Origin of the sequence: Lentibacillus cibarius (assembly GCF_005887555.1) — a bacterium.
GTDB lineage: Bacteria > Bacillota > Bacilli > Bacillales > Amphibacillaceae > Lentibacillus > Lentibacillus cibarius.
The window spans coordinates 1,742,801-1,762,028 of record NZ_VCIA01000001.1; the positions used below are offsets into that span (position 1 = coordinate 1,742,801).

Annotated in this window: 14 protein-coding genes and 1 riboswitch; of the genes, 5 read left to right on the forward strand and 9 right to left on the reverse strand. The window is 43.4% G+C overall.

Annotation, left to right across the window (positions count from 1 at the left end; translation table 11 throughout):
* Window positions 1-90 precede the first annotated feature (90 nt).
* Entirely contained in the window at window positions 91-1,731 is a 1,641-nt protein-coding gene (locus FFL34_RS08310) for a PucR family transcriptional regulator (protein ID WP_138603037.1), read from the reverse strand.
* 208 nt (window positions 1,732-1,939) lie between these two features.
* Here FFL34_RS08310 and FFL34_RS08315 point away from each other — a divergent pair, with 208 nt between their 5' ends.
* Window positions 1,940-3,211 (forward strand): hypothetical protein, encoded by a 1,272-nt coding sequence (locus FFL34_RS08315; protein WP_138603038.1) that lies wholly within the window; start codon window positions 1,940-1,942, stop codon window positions 3,209-3,211.
* Between the two features lie 279 nt (window positions 3,212-3,490).
* Here the strand turns inward: FFL34_RS08315 and FFL34_RS08320 are convergent, their stop codons facing one another.
* From FFL34_RS08320 to FFL34_RS08330, 3 genes are read right to left on the reverse strand one after another with little or no spacing between them, the layout of a single operon-like run.
* Complete coding sequence (locus FFL34_RS08320; protein ID WP_138603039.1) at window positions 3,491-4,534, reverse strand: ribonucleotide-diphosphate reductase subunit beta; 1,044 nt, start codon at window positions 4,532-4,534, stop codon at window positions 3,491-3,493.
* A complete protein-coding gene (locus tag FFL34_RS08325; protein ID WP_138603040.1) occupies window positions 4,515-4,949 on the reverse strand; it encodes a flavodoxin in 435 nt (144 codons plus the stop codon). Before FFL34_RS08325 ends, FFL34_RS08320 begins: the two co-directional genes overlap by 20 nt.
* Window positions 4,946-7,156, reverse strand: a complete 2,211-nt coding sequence (locus FFL34_RS08330) for a ribonucleoside-diphosphate reductase subunit alpha (RefSeq protein WP_138603041.1) — start codon at window positions 7,154-7,156, stop codon at window positions 4,946-4,948. The genes FFL34_RS08325 and FFL34_RS08330 overlap by 4 nt, the downstream gene beginning before the upstream one ends.
* A 256-nt stretch (window positions 7,157-7,412) precedes the next feature.
* Window positions 7,413-7,606, reverse strand: a riboswitch (cobalamin riboswitch).
* A 692-nt stretch (window positions 7,607-8,298) separates the two neighbouring features.
* On the opposite strand from FFL34_RS08330, the gene FFL34_RS08335 reads away from it, so the two are divergent.
* A complete protein-coding gene (locus tag FFL34_RS08335) occupies window positions 8,299-9,936 on the forward strand; it encodes a BCCT family transporter (protein ID WP_138603042.1) in 1,638 nt (545 codons plus the stop codon).
* Window positions 9,937-10,004: 68 nt separating this feature from the next.
* Entirely contained in the window at window positions 10,005-11,426 is a 1,422-nt protein-coding gene (locus tag FFL34_RS08340; RefSeq protein ID WP_171046331.1) for a Na+/H+ antiporter NhaC family protein, read from the forward strand.
* Window positions 11,427-11,494: 68 nt separating this feature from the next.
* On the opposite strand, the gene FFL34_RS08345 is transcribed toward FFL34_RS08340, so the two are convergent.
* From FFL34_RS08345 to FFL34_RS08365, 5 genes are all read right to left on the reverse strand, one after another.
* Entirely contained in the window at window positions 11,495-12,160 is a 666-nt protein-coding gene (locus FFL34_RS08345) for a DUF421 domain-containing protein (RefSeq protein WP_138603044.1), read from the reverse strand.
* 376 nt (window positions 12,161-12,536) lie between these two features.
* The gene (locus FFL34_RS08350) at window positions 12,537-13,085 is read right to left on the reverse strand and encodes a hypothetical protein (RefSeq protein WP_138603045.1); all 549 of its coding nucleotides are present in this window, start codon (window positions 13,083-13,085) and stop codon (window positions 12,537-12,539) included.
* A gap of 9 nt (window positions 13,086-13,094) precedes the next feature.
* Entirely contained in the window at window positions 13,095-14,267 is a 1,173-nt protein-coding gene (locus FFL34_RS08355) for a ParM/StbA family protein (RefSeq protein ID WP_138603046.1), read from the reverse strand.
* A gap of 338 nt (window positions 14,268-14,605) precedes the next feature.
* Entirely contained in the window at window positions 14,606-15,679 is a 1,074-nt protein-coding gene (gene rlmN / locus FFL34_RS08360; RefSeq protein WP_138603047.1) for a dual-specificity RNA methyltransferase RlmN, read from the reverse strand.
* Between the two features lie 179 nt (window positions 15,680-15,858).
* Window positions 15,859-17,208, reverse strand: coding sequence for an ISLre2 family transposase (locus tag FFL34_RS08365; protein ID WP_234031459.1), 1,350 nt, complete (start codon window positions 17,206-17,208; stop codon window positions 15,859-15,861).
* Between the two features lie 206 nt (window positions 17,209-17,414).
* Here FFL34_RS08365 and FFL34_RS08370 point away from each other — a divergent pair, with 206 nt between their 5' ends.
* Window positions 17,415-18,179 (forward strand): hypothetical protein, encoded by a 765-nt coding sequence (locus tag FFL34_RS08370; protein ID WP_138603048.1) that lies wholly within the window; start codon window positions 17,415-17,417, stop codon window positions 18,177-18,179.
* Between the two features lie 40 nt (window positions 18,180-18,219).
* The gene (locus FFL34_RS08375; RefSeq protein WP_138603049.1) at window positions 18,220-19,218 is read left to right on the forward strand and encodes an LLM class flavin-dependent oxidoreductase; all 999 of its coding nucleotides are present in this window, start codon (window positions 18,220-18,222) and stop codon (window positions 19,216-19,218) included.
* Window positions 19,219-19,228 lie beyond the last annotated feature (10 nt).

Genomic DNA, 19,228 nt, shown 5'->3' on the forward strand with positions numbered 1-19,228 from the left:
CAAGTTGACATTTGTTTTATTTTAAACTGGCAAATACCTACAATAGATGTCATTTTTTTCACAGAAATAAAACAGTGCGTGTTCAATCACTCATTCTTTTTTGAATTTCAGGTATTGATGTAACTGATAGGCTAAGGAAATTTCCGCTAATTCAAATCCATCCTCATCATTTATTCCAAGTTCCTTTAACTTACCCATTCGATAACGCATGGTATTATAATGTACATACATATCATCTGCGGTTTTTTGGAGGTTGGTGTTATTTTGAATGTAATAACTAAGTGTTTCCAACAAGTTTGCACCTTTCCTTTCATCATATTCGATGACACTACCTAACTTTTCGGTTACAAATTCCTGTAAGACGGAGATCTCCTCAACATAATGAAATAAGCGAAATAACCCAATATCTTCGTAAAAACGAACAAAGGATTGTTTGTCCAACTTTTCCTTATAAATTTTAAATACTAACATTGAGTTGCTATAATACTCCCTTATTTGGTCCATATCATAAACTGTATCAGAAATACTTACCCCTAGATTACTTAGCTTTCTGAATCTGTGTACTATGGAATCGCCTGCTTTTTTTAGCTTTTGTTTTAAGTTCTTTTCAAACACAATGCTTATAAAACATACTAACGAATCGTTATAATAAAGTGTTTTACAATTCTCTATAGGGATATCGACTGCCTGTGATACAATTCTCTCAATCATGCCGGAATCGAGCATTCGGTTGTATACTGCTAATTTCTTTTCACTATCTTTTATATTCGTTTTAATACTTAAAATAGCCATTGGAAATTGGAAGTTCCATTTAAATACCTTTGCCTTTTCGGTTATTTCCGTTTGGGAGCCATATTGGTTATTAAAAATATCCCTAATAAAATTGCTTAGATAATTTCTTTCCTTTTGAAGCAATGCTTGTTCTTTCTGAAATAGAAATGCCACCAAAAAAGATGCTTGCTCGATTGCAACGATTAGATTATTATTAAGACTCTTTCCTTGTTCCAGCAGAACGACCAAATAACCAAACTCGTCACCTCCAGCAATGATGAATTGAATATAAATATCGTTTTTCTCATATATTGTCTCATTTACTTGTACGGAGAAATTATTTTTGTCGGCTGAATATACGTCTATCTCGTTTGACTGATCACGTATGGTTATTTTATTGTCACTTTTATCAAGCGATGAATCCACATATTCTAAATCATTGTTTAGAAGTAATACAGGTGCATCAATAAGTTTGGCAACGGATTCAACAAACCTGTTCAAATTGGCATCTTCCAATAACAAACCCAATAATTGCTGGTGCATTTTATCCCGAAATTCCAACACAGAAGTTCTTGCATCTAGCAGTATTGTTAGTATTTGATGCGTTAATGTGGATAAATTGGCACCATCCGGCAATTTCATTAATGGAATACCGTATTCATTGGCTTGCTTGATCATGATGTCTGGGATTTCATCAACATATCTACCTGGTTTAATAGCAACTCCGGCGATATGCATTTCGGCCAATTTAGGTATAAGTGTCTGAATTTGCGCTGGATTATCAGCAATTGGATATAAAGTTGTTAGCAATAAGCCATTTTGTTCGATATATGCATAAATATCAGGAACCTCCATAAAGTACACATTTCTAACCCTGTGGTTCAGATCTGACTTGCCAGCTATGATTTCAACATCCTCAAACTCGTCCAATTTCAAAATATCTTTTATTGTTACATACATGATTATCTCTCCAATCTGCGCCCCATGTTTCATCTTTACTTATATTTTAACCTTTGAATCCCAAAGTATCGTCAAATGAATGGATTTGAACGTGATAATGGGAGCCATTCCGTCAGCATTCACTTTTCCACAAATGACATCTCATTCGATTATAGACGAAAGAAGGTGTTATACTAAAATATAATTATGTAAAAGTGAGGTTTTGACAATGAATGAGCAGGTTCAGGAACTGGTGGATGTGACGCGTGAGACGTTAGGATTAACGAGCCACCAGCTGAAACGGTATCACTTTTTCCGTGAAACAAATCATTTTAATGAAACAATTTATATAATGAATATGGAATGGTCACCGAATAATAGTGAAGCGCCAGATGAGGACATCAATGCTACGGGAACTGCTGTTGTCGATGTGAATTTTCATACACAAGAAGTGCGGCGGATTGTCTTCGTCCAGGATGTTAACACTGCAGACAACAGCGTTTATCCGTCGTCAGCTGCCAAGGAACATGTGATTGAGTGGATCGAGGAAATGACCGAGCTGACATTCGGCAGGCAGTTTTTGATCGCGCATGAGGAAGAACTGGCACTCAGCTTCAGTGCCGCAGTCGATAATATTCCAGTGTCGCCGACGGGAACGATTGAAGTGGCATTCAATGATGACGGGGAATTGATATTGTTTTCGGTTGACGGGGTTTTCCCGAATGAGGAGCAGATTGAGTGGGAGCCGTTTGCGTTGACGCCGGATAAATACGAGCCTGTCGCCAAAGAACAGTGCCAGCTGCTGCAACTACCGGATCAGGAGCAGGAAAAGTGGCTGCCGATTTACGGAATAGGGGAAGTGTTTATTACAAATGATGCGGAGCGGACGATTACGTTCTCGTTAGGAGCGGGCCGGAATTCCTTTGTGGCAGAGGATAAAATTTTACGGTGGGACGAGCCGCTGGAAGGAGAGCTGGAACAAAAAGAAATAGATTTCTCACCGGAAGTTACCCTGGATACCGTGTTACAAAAAGAACCGCACCCGGATACGATTCCATTAACTAACGCCGAGGTGGAAGCATGCGAGAAAGAAGTATTGCGATTTATGCGGCTCGTTTATCCGAATGACAGCAGCGAGCGAAAATTGACTGGGATTTACTTGCAGAACGGGTATGTAATTGCGGAGATTAAACATGCCGAGGACGAGGTGAAACGTGCACTTGATATAAAAATAAAGCTGGTGATCGAGCGGGATACGCTGACTGCGATGAACTATATTGACCAGGACAGGCTGTTTCAGGCATTTAACCATTTTGGTAATGCTGATGAGGTGGTTGTGTCGCAGGAGGATGCATTCGATAAACTGCGTGAGCATCTCGAAGTTGACCCGGTTTATGTGTATGACAGTGAACGCGAGCGTTATATTATGTGCGGAAAGCTGGACTGCGCATATGGTGTGAATGCCGTGACCGGTGAGGTTGTGGCACTGAATGCGTTATAAGGATTATGAAAACCGGTGTGCTCCAGGCCATGGTATGAGCACACCGATTTTTGTTTATAAGTCTGAAATTGTAAAATTCGCTATAAGACGAGGCTAGGCCTGAGTTTTTCTAATCAAGATATTTAATATGTGAACTTTAGCATTTTAGTTGTGAACTTTAGCGAAAACGCTGTGAACTTTAGCATTTTTACTGTGAACTTCAGCGAAAACGCTGTGAACTTTGGCATATGGTTGGAGCGAAGCCAAATCAGCCAATCAGAGCTCGCATGCTCACAACCGTTACAAATCATCAAATCCGTTCAAATCACTCGTTTTCGTGTACTGCCTTGATTTTTGCTCGAAAAAGTCAGTTTTGGTGCCATCAAAATTATCAGCATACGCACGAATCCATTTCATCGGGTTTTCGGTATGGTCCGGATAAATCTCGTCAAGGCCCATCATCCGCAACATTTTATTCGCGCGATACTTAATATAGCCGGCCATTTCCTCGAGGTCAATCCCATCAATATCAGCAAGCACATATCGCGACCATTCGATTTCGAGATCTACCGATTCCTGAAACCGGTTGTATACCCAATCGGAAAAGGCGGCTGTATTCATGTCCGGGTTTTCATGCAGGGTCGCTCGGAATAATTCCGAAATGAATCGACCGTGCTCCAGCTCGTCCCGGTTGATATAGCTGATCATCGTTGACGTGCCGACCATTTTATTTTTCCTTGCTAATGAATAGAAAAACGCAAACCCGGAGTAGAAGAACATCCCTTCCAATAGCGCGGTATAAACCATTGTTTTAAGGATATTTTCAATCGTCGGCTCCTCAACAAACGCATTGTATTGCTGCATGATTGTTTCGTTTCGCTTCAGTAAGACCGGATCTTTGCGGCCAAGCTGGAAGGATTCGTTCTGTTCGTCGAGGGAAACGACGGACGATAAGACGTATGAGTAGCTCTCATTATGCACCGCTTCCTGCTGCGCGATGACGGCCATAATCGACTGAACGGACGGGTCGGTCGCATACAGTGATAAAAGCAGTGCCGTCCGGGTTTGCGGTCCGTCGAGTGTTGATAAGAGGCCGATAATTTTCAAATACGCGTCCCGCTCTTCATCGGTCAGTGATGCAAACTGGCGCAAGTCGTCAGACATATTAATTTCATCGGCTTGCCAGTAGTTGCCGACGAGCCGTTTATACATTTTATACCAGTGTGGATACTTAATATCATTCCAATTCAAAATGCCGCTTGACCTTCCGCCGAACAGTGCTGTCGACTTGTTCGGGTTCATTGGCTCCAAGGTTTTCGCTTTGTTAAGCAAGACTTTTGACATCATGAAGCACTCCTTTCAGCCAGTTTTTGACCACTTGTTCCTGTGAGCCGCGCGGGGACTGTTCTATTTTCAATCCAGGCCACCTGCTTCCGTAAAACGTGACAAGTTTATCTACGGCCAGGCAAAACAGATCATCCCCGCCAAATTGCGTTTCTCCTGTTCCGAAAATGGCCATATGGTCCGGTTTATAGCCAACTTCCAGGATAAAGTCCTTTACCTCATCAGGCGTTGCACCCATATCCCAGGTGAATGTTCCGAGAAAAATCATATCGTAAGCTGCTGCATCAACAGGTGGATCGATACCTATTCGGTGCACGTCCACTATCGCACCATCCGCCATTAAGTAATCAGTGATTATTTCCGCGGCTTCCTTTGTGTTACCACTATAGGATAAATACGCTATGAGACATCTCAACTTTCACACCACTCACATTCCTCAACATCATTAGCCGTTGATCGGACATAATACGTTGTCTTCAAGCCTTCGCGCCACGCTTGCAAATGCAAGTTAAGCAAAACAGATGCTTTAATCGTATGTGGCACGTAAAAATTGAACGAAATACTCTGGTCAATATGCTTCTGCCGGGCTGCGTTCTGCCGGACAGACAAGCGCTGATCGACAATGTAGGCCGAGCGCCGATAAATGCTGTACGTGTGATGATCCAAGTCCGGTGCGGTGAAAGGTATTTTAAAGTCTTTCTTTTCTTCAAAATAAAACGGCTGGAATACCGGGTCGATGCTGGCTGTTGAGCCGGCGATCATCGATGTGGACGAGTTCGGTGCTACCGCCATTAAATAGCCGTTGCGGATGCCGTAAGTGGCCACGTCACGCTGCAGTTGCTCCCATTTTTCCCCTGTATACCCTTTGTCGGTGAAATACTTACCTGTTTGCCACTTGCTTCCGGTAAACACCGGGTAACTGCCTTTTTCGTGGCTTAGCTCCATACTCGTCCGGATGGTCAGATAGGCGATTTTTTCATACAGTTCATCAGCATAGGCTACCGCTTCTTCTGATTCCCATTGAATATGTTTTTTAGCGAGAAGATGGTGCCAGCCGAATGTGCCGAGTCCAATAGCACGGTATTTCCGGTTCGTCAGCTGGGTTTGGGTAAGTGGCAGTGTGTTAATATCTATCACATTGTCCAACATGCGCACTTGAATCCGAATGAGCCGCTCCAGCACCTGGTCCGGCACGGCGCGTCCAAGATTGATCGAACTTAAGTTACAAACGACATAGTCACCTGGTTTATATTTTTGAACAATGGTCCCGTCCTCTTCCGTCACTTCTTCCAAAAATTCCGTCGGGGACTGATTTTGCGTAATTTCCGTGCACAAGTTGGAGCAGTAAATCATGCCCTCGTGCGGATTGTTGTTTTGCCGGTTCACTTCATCACGGTAAAACATAAATGGTGTGCCCGATTCGAGCTGTGACTTCATGATACGTTTCATGATATCGATCGCTGGGACGACACGTTTCGTCAACTTGTCTGAAGCTACACATTCCAGATAGCGTTCACGCCACGATCCGTCACCTTTTTCTTCATCATAGAAATCCTCGAGTGAATACCCCATCACTTGCCGGACTTCATGCGGATCAAATAAATACCAGTCACCTCGGTTCTCTACCTGTTCCATGAAATAATCTGGCAGACAAACACCGGTGAAAATGTCATGTGCACGCATGCGTTCATCACCATTGTTCAGTTTTAAATCGAGGAAAGCCTCAATATCGGCATGCCACACATCCAAATAAATAGCAATCGCGCCTTTGCGTGTCCCGAGTTGATCAACGCTCACCGCCGTGTTATTCAATTGCTTGATCCACGGCACGACACCGCTGGACATACCTTTAAACCCTTTAATGGAACTACCACGGCCGCGAATTTTACCCATATAAACGCCGATACCACCACCATTCTTGGAAAGCTTGGCAATGGCCGTGTTGCTGTCATAAATCGACTGCAGGCTGTCATCAACCGTGTCGATAAAACAGCTCGACAATTGTCCGTGCGTTTTACCAGCATTCGTCATGGTCGGCGTAGCAACGGTCATATACAGATTGCTCAGTGCCCAATACGCCTCAGCGACATACTGGTACCGGTGTGTCGGTTCCTCATCCTGCATCAGGTGCATGGCAATGATCATCCAACGCTCTTGCGGCAATTCATATGTATGATTGTCATGGTCAGTGGCGAGATATCGTGTTGCCAGTGTATACAAGCCAAGATAATTAAATAGCAAGTCCCGCTCCGGCTCGATAATATTACTGAAATAGTCAATTTCTTCTTTTGTATATTTGTGAAGAAAACTATCTGTGTAAATCCCTTTGTCGGTAAGTGTTTCAATCAGCTGATAAAAATCCCCGTAGCGATTGCCAGCATCATATCCCCTGTTAGTCGCTGCCGCTTCATATAACGTCTGTAAATAGAGTCGACTCGCCACATACGTCCAGTCAGGGTTTACTTCATCAATGTTTTCCAGCGCCCATTTGATGACGTGATCAGTTGTCACCGCTGCATCTGCTTTATGTATTTTTGCAAATAATAATTCCTTGTCGACATTTAACCCCTGAGTCGCCCTATCAATTAAGCTTGTCCATCGATCCGTTACTGCTGATATCATGTTTCTCCCCCTTAATGACAAAGGCGCAAGCGACCTTGCAGGCTAAGAACGCGACGTCCTGTCCGGGCGCCTGCACTAGCACGTCCTGTAAATCGTAGCCGGACGTGGCTCATCTTTGTCAGTAAAAATTGTATTGCTTCATTTTTTAAATTCTTATCCTACATAAAAAACCGCTCACCCTTATGGATGAACGGAGGCAAAACGACAGAAAGACGTACGAATCCCTATCATTTTACCACCCGCTTTCCCCGAGGAATGGACGTATCAAACGATGGCAGGTCTCCTGGCTTGTGTTTCTTTCTACTGAGGACCTTCCCGTCATTGCCGCCATGAAGCTGGCAATACAGTGGTTTTCCTGGTCGTCCACATCTACAGTTGCGGGGACAGCTCCGGATTTACACCGGATTCCCTTTTAAGACAACGTGCGTCACCATCATTCGTAATTACTACATATAGTGTTTTCTTGATTGAATATTTTCAATATATTGTGCTTTAATCTTACCATAGAATGTATATCCATTCAACCGCCACTTAAAAAATACATAGAATGAAACCTCAATCAACCGTGGATTTACTAGCGTTTATCGTATGGAATAAAAATTATTCGACATAGAAAGATGAAACCCAATTATATGATATAGCTAATGCCGTGGGTGAAGATATAGAATATAAAATTACCATGTTAATATTATACGCTATTCCAACCAATGAATAAGCTATATTAATATGCAAAATATAAAAATGGTACAACAGAATTATCCAAAAGTATCCATTTTTATGTTAAGCTTTTAATGTCGGTTTATATTTTTCTTAGTCTAATTTTGCCGATATCGGTCGAGTATTGGCCAAACGGTTAAAGAAACGAACTAAACCTATAAAAGTTCTTTCATTTTACAAAAAACAACATATAAATTGATTTCCCTACGAAAAGACTAAAAACAGTATAACAAGTCCCTACCATCGCTACTTTTGCAGCAATAATGGACAAAGCAGCGCCATATTTGTAACGACCAGAGTAAGCATCTTAAAGTGATCCTGCACAAATCCGGGTGACCGGGATAGATTACTTCCATTTTCCTGGGGAAGTGTGCTGTATATCCTGCAAACTAATCGACATGCTATCCATAGAAAGGATGATGATCATGAACAAAAAACTGATTGATTGGCCAACATTTATTGGCGCTTTAGTCATATTGCTTGCAGTCTCCATTCCACTTGCCGTATTTCCTAAGTCCGGGAAAGAAATTGTTAATATGGCAAATAACTTTATGACCGGCAATTTTGGGGTACTTTATTTAATTTTTGGACTGGCTACTTTTGCCTTTCTTATTTATGTTTCCTTCAGTAAAAATGGTCAAATTAAACTTGGTGACCAAGATTCTGAGAAGGAATTTGGTACGTTTTCTTGGGCAGCAATGCTTTTCGCTGCCGGTATCGGCTCTAGTATCCTGTATTGGGCAATGATTGAGTGGGCTCATTATTATCAAGGTCCGCCATTTGGTATAGAAGGAGAATCCAAGGAAGCCATTCAATGGGCGCCGGCATATGGGATTTTCCATTGGGGACCGATGGCATGGGCCATTTATACGTTACCATCCCTGCCAATTGCTTATTTCTATTATGTACGAAAAAAACCAGTTCTGAAAATAAGTGAAGCGGTTCGGCCGGTTCTTGGTAAGTTAGTCGACACACCGCTTGGTAATATCATTGATGTGTTATTTATGTTCGGGCTCATGGGAGGTGCCGGGACAACGCTAGCACTTGGGACACCGATGATTGCCCAGGGCGTGAATGATGTTACCGGATTGCCGCCAAATTTGGTTACGAAAACCATTATCATGCTGCTATGTACAACCATTTTTGCCATTAGTGCATACTCGGGGCTCCGGCGCGGCATTAAAGTGTTGAGTGATGTCAACTTATGGCTTGCTATTTTTATTCTTGCTTTTATCTTTGTCCTTGGTCCGACAGTATTCATTAGTGAAACGACCTTTACAAGCTTAGGACTGATTTTAAACAACTTCTTCAAAATGGCGACATGGTTAGAACCGTTTGCTAATGTGGGCGGCTTTACGGAAACAGGATTCCCAGAGGCATGGACGGTATTCTATTGGGCATGGTGGCTTGTATATGCACCGTTTGTCGGACTGTTCGTAGCACGTATTTCCCGTGGTCGCACTATACAGGAAATGATTCTAGGTACAATCCTGTATGGTACGCTAGGTAGTGTCCTGTTTTTCGGTATTATGGGAAACTATGGACTACACCTGCAGCTAACCGGCGCCTTTGATGTTGTCGGGTATATGAATGAAAACAGTCCACAGGCGGCTATCATAGCGATTCTTGATCACTTGCCAATGGCAGTCATTATAGTGCCTTTATTTACGATACTAGCCATCATCTTTCTGGCAACAACGTTTGATTCTTCCTCCTACATTTTGGCAGCAGTTGTGCAAAAGGAAGTGCAAAAAGAGCCCATACGCTGGAATCGACTATTCTGGGCGTTCACACTGTGTCTGATGCCACTTGTACTTATGTATGTTGGTGACTTAGCGACGCTGCAGACAGCAAGTATTGTTGCCGGTTTCCCAGTGTTATTCATTATGGGACTATTAACGTGGTCATTCATGAAGGCATCCAATGAAGATTTGCGCGCATCCAAAGACTATGAACCCCCAACGATTTACATCAACCGCCGGGAAATTGTCCAGCGCGCCCGTGAGCGGCAAGAACGGCAAGCAGCACGTAAAACATCACAGCATAGAAATCCTGATCAATAGTAACCAGCCCCCTTCCGTATGAAATTGCTTTAAACAGGACAAGTTAGCAAATGGAAGGGGGCTTAACAATGGATTGGCTTTCTTTAATTCCATTTCTTATCGTGATTGGATTATCGATATGGCTGAAAAAGATTTTGCCCGGACTCGTGCTTGGAGTGCTTGTTGGCGCCTTGCTAGTCGAGTTCAGTATACTTGGTGGAACTCGTAAATCCGTTGACTATATCGTGACAACGTTATCTGATGAAAACAATATAAAAATTATTGCCTTTCTCTATCTGTTTGGCGGTCTGATTGGCATGATGAATATTTCAGGTGGTATCAAGGGCTTTTCAGAATGGATTGGTGACAAAATCAAGTCACAGCGCGGACTGCTCAGTCTTATTTGGGGGACACTTCCGTTCACGTTCATGATGCCGATGTTTCGCACAATGATGATCGGCCCAGTTGTGAAATCGCTCATGAAAGATATGCGCATTTCTAAACGTAAGGTCGGATTTACACTGGACGTGTCAACGAGTTCGGTCATCGTTCTTTTACCTGTAGCAACCGCATTTGTTGGGTTCATGATCTCACTCGTGGAAAGCGGCGTCCAAAAACACCATTTAGATATGGATCCATATCAGATTTTTTTACTCAGTATTTTGTTTAATTTCTTTGCGATTGCCATGCTTGTGATTGGATTAATACGAACGTTCTGGTCACCTTCAAAAAAAGAAAGAGCACCAAAACAAAAAGGCAAAAAGAGCAATCAGGATGATAAGGAGGATTACCATCGCGCTGGCATAAAAAAAGAGCTGTCAACAGTCAAAGCACAGCCGTGGAACCTGATTGTACCGCTCGCTCTTTTGTTGGGACTTACATTGTTTTTGTTGTGGCAAGATGGTGTGTCCAAAGGGGCGGATACCATCTTTCAAGCCTTTTCCGAAGCAGATGCTACGTTTGTTATGCTGCTCGGTGTATTTTCGACGCTGATTTTAACATTTATTTTTTACATGGTTCGCCGTCAATCTATGGCAGAAACCATTTATCATTTTTATGATGGTGGTAACCAGCTCATGCAGGCAATTATCTTATTAATCCTTGTTTGGGCATTATCGCTGGTCACCGAGGATCTTGGTTTTTCTAACTTTATCAATGCCACAATTGGAACGTTTTTGCCTGGTTTTACGATACCAGCCATCGTGTTTGTACTTGGAGCAATCGTTAGCTATTTTCTCGGTTCCTCGTGGGGAACGTGGGGGATATTTATGCCACTCGGAATGGCGCTAGCTGTTTCCACAGGAGCATCTATACCACTGACGGTCGGTGCTGTCTTTGCGAGTGGTTCATTCGGTTCCATGACCTCACCACTTGGAGATACGACAATTACTACCGCGTCTATTCTAGAAATGCCATTAGTCGCTTATGCCCGCTATAAGTTGAAAGTCTGTGCGATTGGAGCTGGTATCGCAACTGCGCTTTACCTTGCCGCCGGATTTTTTCTTACTTAAACCTTTTCAGCAACCCAATGATACAAATCGAAACGGATTCGACGCTTGCATAAAAAACCCCTTCGCCATTACTGCAAATGTCTTGGCGAGGGGGTTTGTGTTTCTTGTTTCTTTTCATCATCGTCAATTTCTTTAAAAATATCACGTTTCCATTTCATCTCTTCTAGCTCATTATTCAAATCATTTAATTGTGTACGCAGTTGACTAATTTGTGCATCGGTAGACAGTTGACTCAAAATTTGCTGGATGTTTGCTGACAGTTGTTCGAACTCTTTCCTTGTAACCGGCTGGGCTTCCTTTTTGAGCGTGAATCCAACCTGTCCATTTGGTTCCAGTGTTGCCCATTCAACATCATCTATGTTACTAACATTTTTCATGCGCAGGTTCATCTCTAGCTGGTCCACAGTCAATCGTAATTTTTTTAAATTCTTTTCTTTTACTTGACCGTTCTCAATTAAAATTTTTGATTTTCCAGTAATTAGTTTTTCAAATATATTCCCTTTAATTTGTACGTATTCCATGATAAACAATGTCACAATAAGGAGTGTTCCCACAGCTAGCGTCACCCAGATGTTTTTTCCGGATACCGGCTGAATAAGCAAAGAACCGATTCCAATCATGATGACCGTCTGTGGCAACGTCATTTGGGAGATCGATTTTCTTCCTGCCATCCGCAGTAAAAATGTCCCACCAACGACAATAATAATCGATTTCCATATCCAGTCCAGTTCCATATTACCACGCCCCCTCTAACTTAGTGTGAATAAAATAGCGTTTCTTATGCATAAGAAAGGCGGCCCCGGTGCAGTCCCCCAGCCCCGTGTAGTCATTTGCCTGAGGAGCGACCTTTCCTGGGGATTTCTTCCTCGGTTGGGCGCTCATTCGCTTGATGAGCGACTTTTGCTGGGGGGTTCTTCCTCGTTTGGGCGCTCATTCGCTTGATGAGCGACTTTTGCTGGGGGTTTTTTCCTCGGTTGGGCTCTCATTCGCTTGATGAGGGACCTTTTCAACAGCTCTGCTCTTCATTTAGGCGTTCATCAGCTACACACATGCGGATACCAAAAAACGCTTGGATAAAATTTTTCTATCCAAGCGTTTTTCTAACACCATTTATTTATTCATTTTCGAGAAGAAGTCCGCCAATGGATCTTCCTCCTCTTGTGGTTCTTCGGTCTCTGGCTCATGCAAATCGTCAAGCGCGTTAAGATCGACGTTATCCAAATCAGGTGCATTCGTTGTAGAAGGTTCAGGTTCCGGCTCAGGTGGTTTCGTCTGTTCCAACTCCATGTCCAATTCCGGCTCCATCTGCGTATCCAGTTGATTGCTGTTCAATGTGGCCAATATCGACGTCGCACGGACCGGATCTTGCATGAGCTGATACACAATGTTACCAATCAAGGCTTCGGAATGTTCATGCTTCAGCCAGTTTTTCTGTTCTTTCGTAAGTTGACGGGGGAGCGGCACCGTAACGGATTCGCGCTCCCGGGTGAACGTCTCCTGCACACCTTTAAGTACAAATTGGGCAATTTGACTGGAAAAATTGCGGCGTTCGGTTTCCTTTATCTTTTGCAGTTGCTTTAAAAGATAATCAGGTGTGTCGGACGGTATTCGAAATGTGATCGATTGTCCGCGTTCAATACTTTTTTTCGACCGTTGCATGCAATCACCTTATGATTCATCCGCTGCGGCTGTTTCCTCTGCTTCCGCCGGAGTATTTTTGTTCACAAAATCCATAATCAATTTATAATATGCGTTGGCCATCATCCAGATGCTTTCCTGTTCATCTTCAAAAAAGTCAATATTAAATCCGTCCAATTTATTGTTAAGCGCCTTTAAATAATCTTTCAGCACTGCCGAGCCGCCACCGACGAAATAACAAATTTCTGACTGTGAATTTTTTTGCCAGACATTCCGTAAGTTCCGGTATTCTTTTTTAGCAAGTTCCAGCAATATTCGATCGGTTATATCATGGACGTTCGTACGACTCCCTTTTACCATGATGTGATGACGGTCGTTTTTACGTGTAATAATATCAACAACGTCACGTCGGCTGTCCAATTCAACACCATGTCTCGTTCTGATTTCATCACGGATTTGCTCTAGTGACTCCGCAACCCCAATCGGGAATCCTTGAGCCTTGTCATCATCGACATTCCGATTTTTAATGACTGCAATATCTGTTGATAAACCGCCGATGTCCTGAATTAAAATTTGCTGATCAATCAATTCTTTGTTAATGACGTTTAGGTTGTTATCCATGATCAAATTGACATAAGCGGCAAACCCTTCTGGATACACTTTCACTTCATCAAATTTAATGTTCACTTTTTTACCCTGATATTGTGGTGTAACAAGAAATTCAACCTGATGCACCGACCCAAGCAGTTGGGAGCGGTAGCCAACATCTTTTCCCTCCTTCACTTCACGAAGCGGCAGGCCTGTTCCCAATGTGTAATTAGCATCGATGACATCATTTTTACCTTGATGGAATGAATGACTGCTGACTGCATCCAGTGCAATGGAAGCGAATAGCATCACTAGTGTCTGATCCTCTTCTGATTTGCTGCTGCCAGGATCAAGCTCTGTGGAATTGTCCGTTTTCGTTGCTAGGTTACCGACACGATAGACGGCATTATTTTCTTCCAGGGCAGGGGAGTGGACCCGAATGTGGAGGTTATCAATCGGTTCTTTTTCATCTAAATCTTCTATTCCAATAACTGGACGATCCTCCATATCACGCGCAATCACATTTGGTATGTAATAGGATTGTTCCATTTTTCCAAAGTTTGCTTTTACTGCATCATTTCCAACATCAACAGCTGCGATTCTTCCTTGTGTCATCTGTATCATTCTCCTCTCGTGAAAATAGTTTCCCTTTTAAGAATAATAGATTTCACCAATATACGCAATCAGACTTTATATGCATTCTTTTTTGTATACGTGTACACATTCCAGCAAACGCCTATACAACACTATGTGTACTTAATTGCACACACGCACACGACTTTGTTTACAGCAAGTATACAATATGCATACATGTGTGCACATTTGTGTATAGTTAAATAATGGTAAATTGACTACACTTTTTTAGCAAAACTATCCCCCTCTAGTAACTAAAACCAATTAAAAAACACATGAGAAATCGTGCGACTTCTCATGTGTTTCATTTAAAAATAAATCTATGCCCGACCGGCACGCTCTTTCTTCACTTGTTTACTACGGAGCTGGCCGCATGCGGCATCTATGTCTGCTCCGTTTTCCCAGCGGACGCCACATTGAATGCCGTTCGCCCGCAATTCTTCATAAAATGCTTGAATAGTCTCAGAGTCACTGCGCTGGTATTGGTCGTGCTCACTAACTGTGTTATACGGAATCAAATTCACATACGACAGGTGGCGCTTATCTGACAACAACTGTACAAGTTCCTCAGCATCTTCTTTATGGTCATTCACGCCTTTAAGCATGATGTACTCATAAGTGATGCGTCGGTTAACCCGTTCAAGATAGTAATCGACTGCCTTCATCAACTTTTCAATTGGAAAAGCGCGATTGATCTTCATAATGGACGTTCGCAGCTCATTGTTCGGCGCATGTAACGAAATAGCCAGGTTCACTTGTGTGCCGCTATCTGCCCACTCGTAAATTTTATGCGCAAGCCCACTCGTAGACACCGTGATATGACGCGCACCGATATTAAGTCCTGCATCATCGTTGACGACACTGATAAAGTCCATCAAGTTGTTAAAGTTGTCAAACGGCTCGCCGATACCCATAACAACGATGTGGCTGACCCGCTCGTCGTTGCCCTTGGCGTCCATATCCTTCTGCACATTCATAATCTGTTCAACGATTTCACTGCTATCGAGATCACGGTTTTTTCGCAGCAAGCCACTTGCACAGAACGAACAGCCAATATTACAGCCAACCTGGGTCGTTACGCATACGGACAGTCCGTAATTAAATCGCATCAACACCGTCTCAATCAGATTGCCATCAGCCAGCCGAAATAAATACTTAATCGTACCATCCGCTGATTCCTGCTTGATTTCTTCCTTCATGGTATGCAGGATGAAATTTTCCTCCAGTAGGGCAATCGTTTCTTTGTTGACGTTTTTCATATCCGCGAATTGATGGATGCGCTTTTTGTACAGCCAGTTCCACACCTGATCGGCGCGAAAACGGCGCTGACCGTGGTTGATGAGCCAGTTTTTCAATTGTTCATATGTTAAACCGTAAATGGATTTATTGCTCATGTTATCCCTCATTTCCAAACGTTCCAATCACCTATTGTACTATAGTGGCAAATAGAACGGATTGAGTCAAGTACTTGTGGGAGATTTTTTTCAAGTCCCTTTTTTGTATTGTTTTAGTCAACTTTTGGTAACGGTTTCATGTTTATATCATTTTAATCAGTTGGTGCTTTTTTACTTTTTCAAATTCCCCGTAATCCTTTTAATGCGTCTGTAATTGGTTTCCCGATAGCCTGCCTCAGATAACCCAGATTGTTGCGTGTTGCTTCTGCAGCACTTTCTTTTAGCTTTTCTACAAAGTGTTTAGGCGGCTTTTCTTCTTTGCTTTCCTGTATTAATTCCTGCGTCTGTTCAAGTATCCCCTGCAGCGTTTTTATCTTCAGATTATCTTTGAGGGCAACCATGATATCGATGAATTTATCAAGCCCTTTATCACTCCAACTACGCCCGTTTTTGAGCCTTCTAGCGAACACACTCATCGTTCCCTCTGCACTCCCCATCGGGCGGAATCCTGTTGTATCTATGCCCCTCTCTTTTAGTTTTTCACGGTAATCTCCCAGTGCCTCTGGATATTGGGAAAGCTGGGCAATTAACTCTTCCAGCCGTTCTTCCTTCTTTTCATTTTCAAGCGTACCCACCGCACTGTTTAATTCCACCATGAAACCTTCCCAGTCATAGCTTGCTAGTTTCTTTCGGATGGAGCGGTATCTTGAATGACCCCGAAACAAACGCTGCACATCCCGGGCAACATGAAAACGGTCGATGACAAAGGTCGCATTATGCTGGAAATGATCCCGGCAGGATGTGATCCACTTCGCTCCATCCCCATTAATAACGAGGTGGTGCCTGGTCGGATCATACTCGTAAGTAGCCATTAGATACTGCTCAAATTCTTCCCAGAACGGCAGATTTCCTTCATGAATGAAATGTCGCTTCTCTATCAGCTTTGCTCGTTTACCATTCATTTCCCAGCCCTGATGCACACTGGCAATCTTAATTTCCTTGCCTTTTTTCTTTTTCTCTTGGCTTTTCGTATAAAGCCCGTCCACCTCCACGAATACAACATCCTGTTCGAGTGGCACTGACTCTTCCGGCACAACCTCCGTATTCAAAAGCTGCTGGCGTATACCTTCATGACTGATGACAGGGTAGCCCAAAAGCTTCTCCATTGCCTTCCCAGCCTGTCGATAGGAAACGCCTGTTACAGCCAGTTCAATAGCCAAATCTTGCACCACCGGACTCATTCCCTTTGTGCCGTCAAAAGCTAAATACTGATCCAATAAATAGACATACTTTCCCGTCTCTTTATCTTGATAATAATTTCTTTTCAGTTCCACCTGCCCAAAGACGGACTCAAACTTTAATGTTCTTTTATCCTTCAAATAAAATCGTTGCTTATCCCTTTCTGAAGCAATCGCCTCATCTATTTCCTGTAACGTCTGTGCCATCACCTGAGAAAAACTTTCCTGCAATGCACGGTATGTAATTTGTTCTAATTCTTTCATTGTAAGCGCAGATATGATATCTTTCATTAGAGGACCTCTTTCTATAGTTGTTGTTGTAGCAGACTTAACTATACAAGAAAAGGTCCTCTTTTTCATGTAAAACACCCTTTAAACTACCGCGCTTCGCTTGCTGGCCTCATCTTTGGCGTAGAAGTCTTCCGACTTCAACACCAAAGATGAGGTATATGTTCTCCCATAAACATTTTACTCTAACAATAGAACGGGCCACCAAGATGGGATTGCGACATGCTATCCCGCCGATGTGCGACGCTATTCCGTCGATGTGCAACGCTATTCCGTCGATGCGCAACACTATTCCGTCGATGTGCAGCGCTATTCCGTCGATGTGCAACGCTATTCCGTTGATGTGCGACGCTATTCCGTCGATGTGCGACGCTATTCCGTTGATGGGCAACGCTATTCCGTTGATGGGCAGCACTATTCCGTCGATGTCCACTGCTATTCCGTTGATGGGCGACGCTATTCCGTTGATGTACAACACTATTCCGTCGATGTGCATCGCTATTCCGTCGATATGCAACGCTATTCCGTTGATGTACAACACTATTCCGTCGATGTGCAACGCTATTCCGCCGATGCGCACCAATATTCCGTCGATGTGCGACGCTATTCCGTTGATGCGCAACGCTATTCCTTTGATGGGCAACACTATTCCGTCGATGTCCACTGCTATTCCGTTGATATGCAACGCTATTCCGTTGATGTACAACACTATTCCGTCGATGTGCATCGCTATTCCGTCGATATGCAACGCTATTCCGTTGATGTACAACACTATTCCGTCGATGTGCAACGCTATTCCGCCGATGCGCACCAATATTCCGTCGATGTGCGACGCTATTCCGTTGATGCGCAACGCTATTCCGTTGATGGGCAACACTATTCCGTCGATATGCAACGCTATTCCGCCGATGCGCACCAATGTTCCGTTGATGTTCGATTCCCTGGTATGCAAGCAAATAATTGGCATAGTATAACAACTACTCGTATCATTTCCAGTAAGGAGTGATTAAAAACATGGCAAAAACATTTAATAATATTCCACTATCTGTTCTGGATCTGGCACCTGTTTTGGAAGGTGGCACGCCGGAACAATCATTTAAAAATAGTATGGCGTTAGCGAGAAACGTGGAGCAATTCGGGTTTAACCGCTACTGGCTAGCCGAGCACCATAACATGCCCGGGATTGCCAGCTCAGCAACGTCGGTACTGATTGGCTATATCGCCGGGGAAACGAGTAGTATGAGGGTCGGTTCAGGAGGCGTCATGCTTCCGAACCACGCTGCCCTCGTGATTGCCGAGCAATTTGGAACACTGGCAACACTTTACCCAGGACGTATTGACCTTGGGCTCGGACGCGCTCCTGGCACTGACCAGATTACGGCCTATGCACTACGGCGGACGTTGAATCAACGTGTAGAGGACTTTCCAAATCAAGTGGAAGAACTCGAAAATTACTTTGCCGGCACTGCTAATGTGCATGCTGTTCCCGGTGAAGGGCTCGACATTCCAATCTGGCTACTTGGATCTAGCGGATTCAGTGCACAGCTGTCAGCGCAAAAGGGATTGCCATTTTCATTTGCGAGCCATTTTGCCCCGGACAACACGATGGCTGCATTAAAGCTGTACCGCGACCAATTTCAGCCGTCCAGCCGCATGGAACAACCGCACGCCATGATTGGTGTCAATATCGTTGCTGCGGATACGGATGAAGAAGCCAAATATTTAGCAACTACCCAGCAGCAACAGCTATTGAGTATTCGGCGTGGACAGCCGATGAAACTGCAGCCGCCAATTGAAAACACTGATGAGGTTTGGTCAGAAATGGAAAAAGCGGTAGTCGAGCAGTCGGCCAACTCGCCATACACAATCATTGGCAGTAAAGAAACGGTGCGACAAGGTCTGGAACAACTACTTGAAGACACCGGAGCCGATGAAATGATCGTCAACTCCCAAATTTATGATATTGATGCTCGAATCCGTTCGTATGAAATTGTTGGCGAACTAATGGATTAAGTCTAACTAA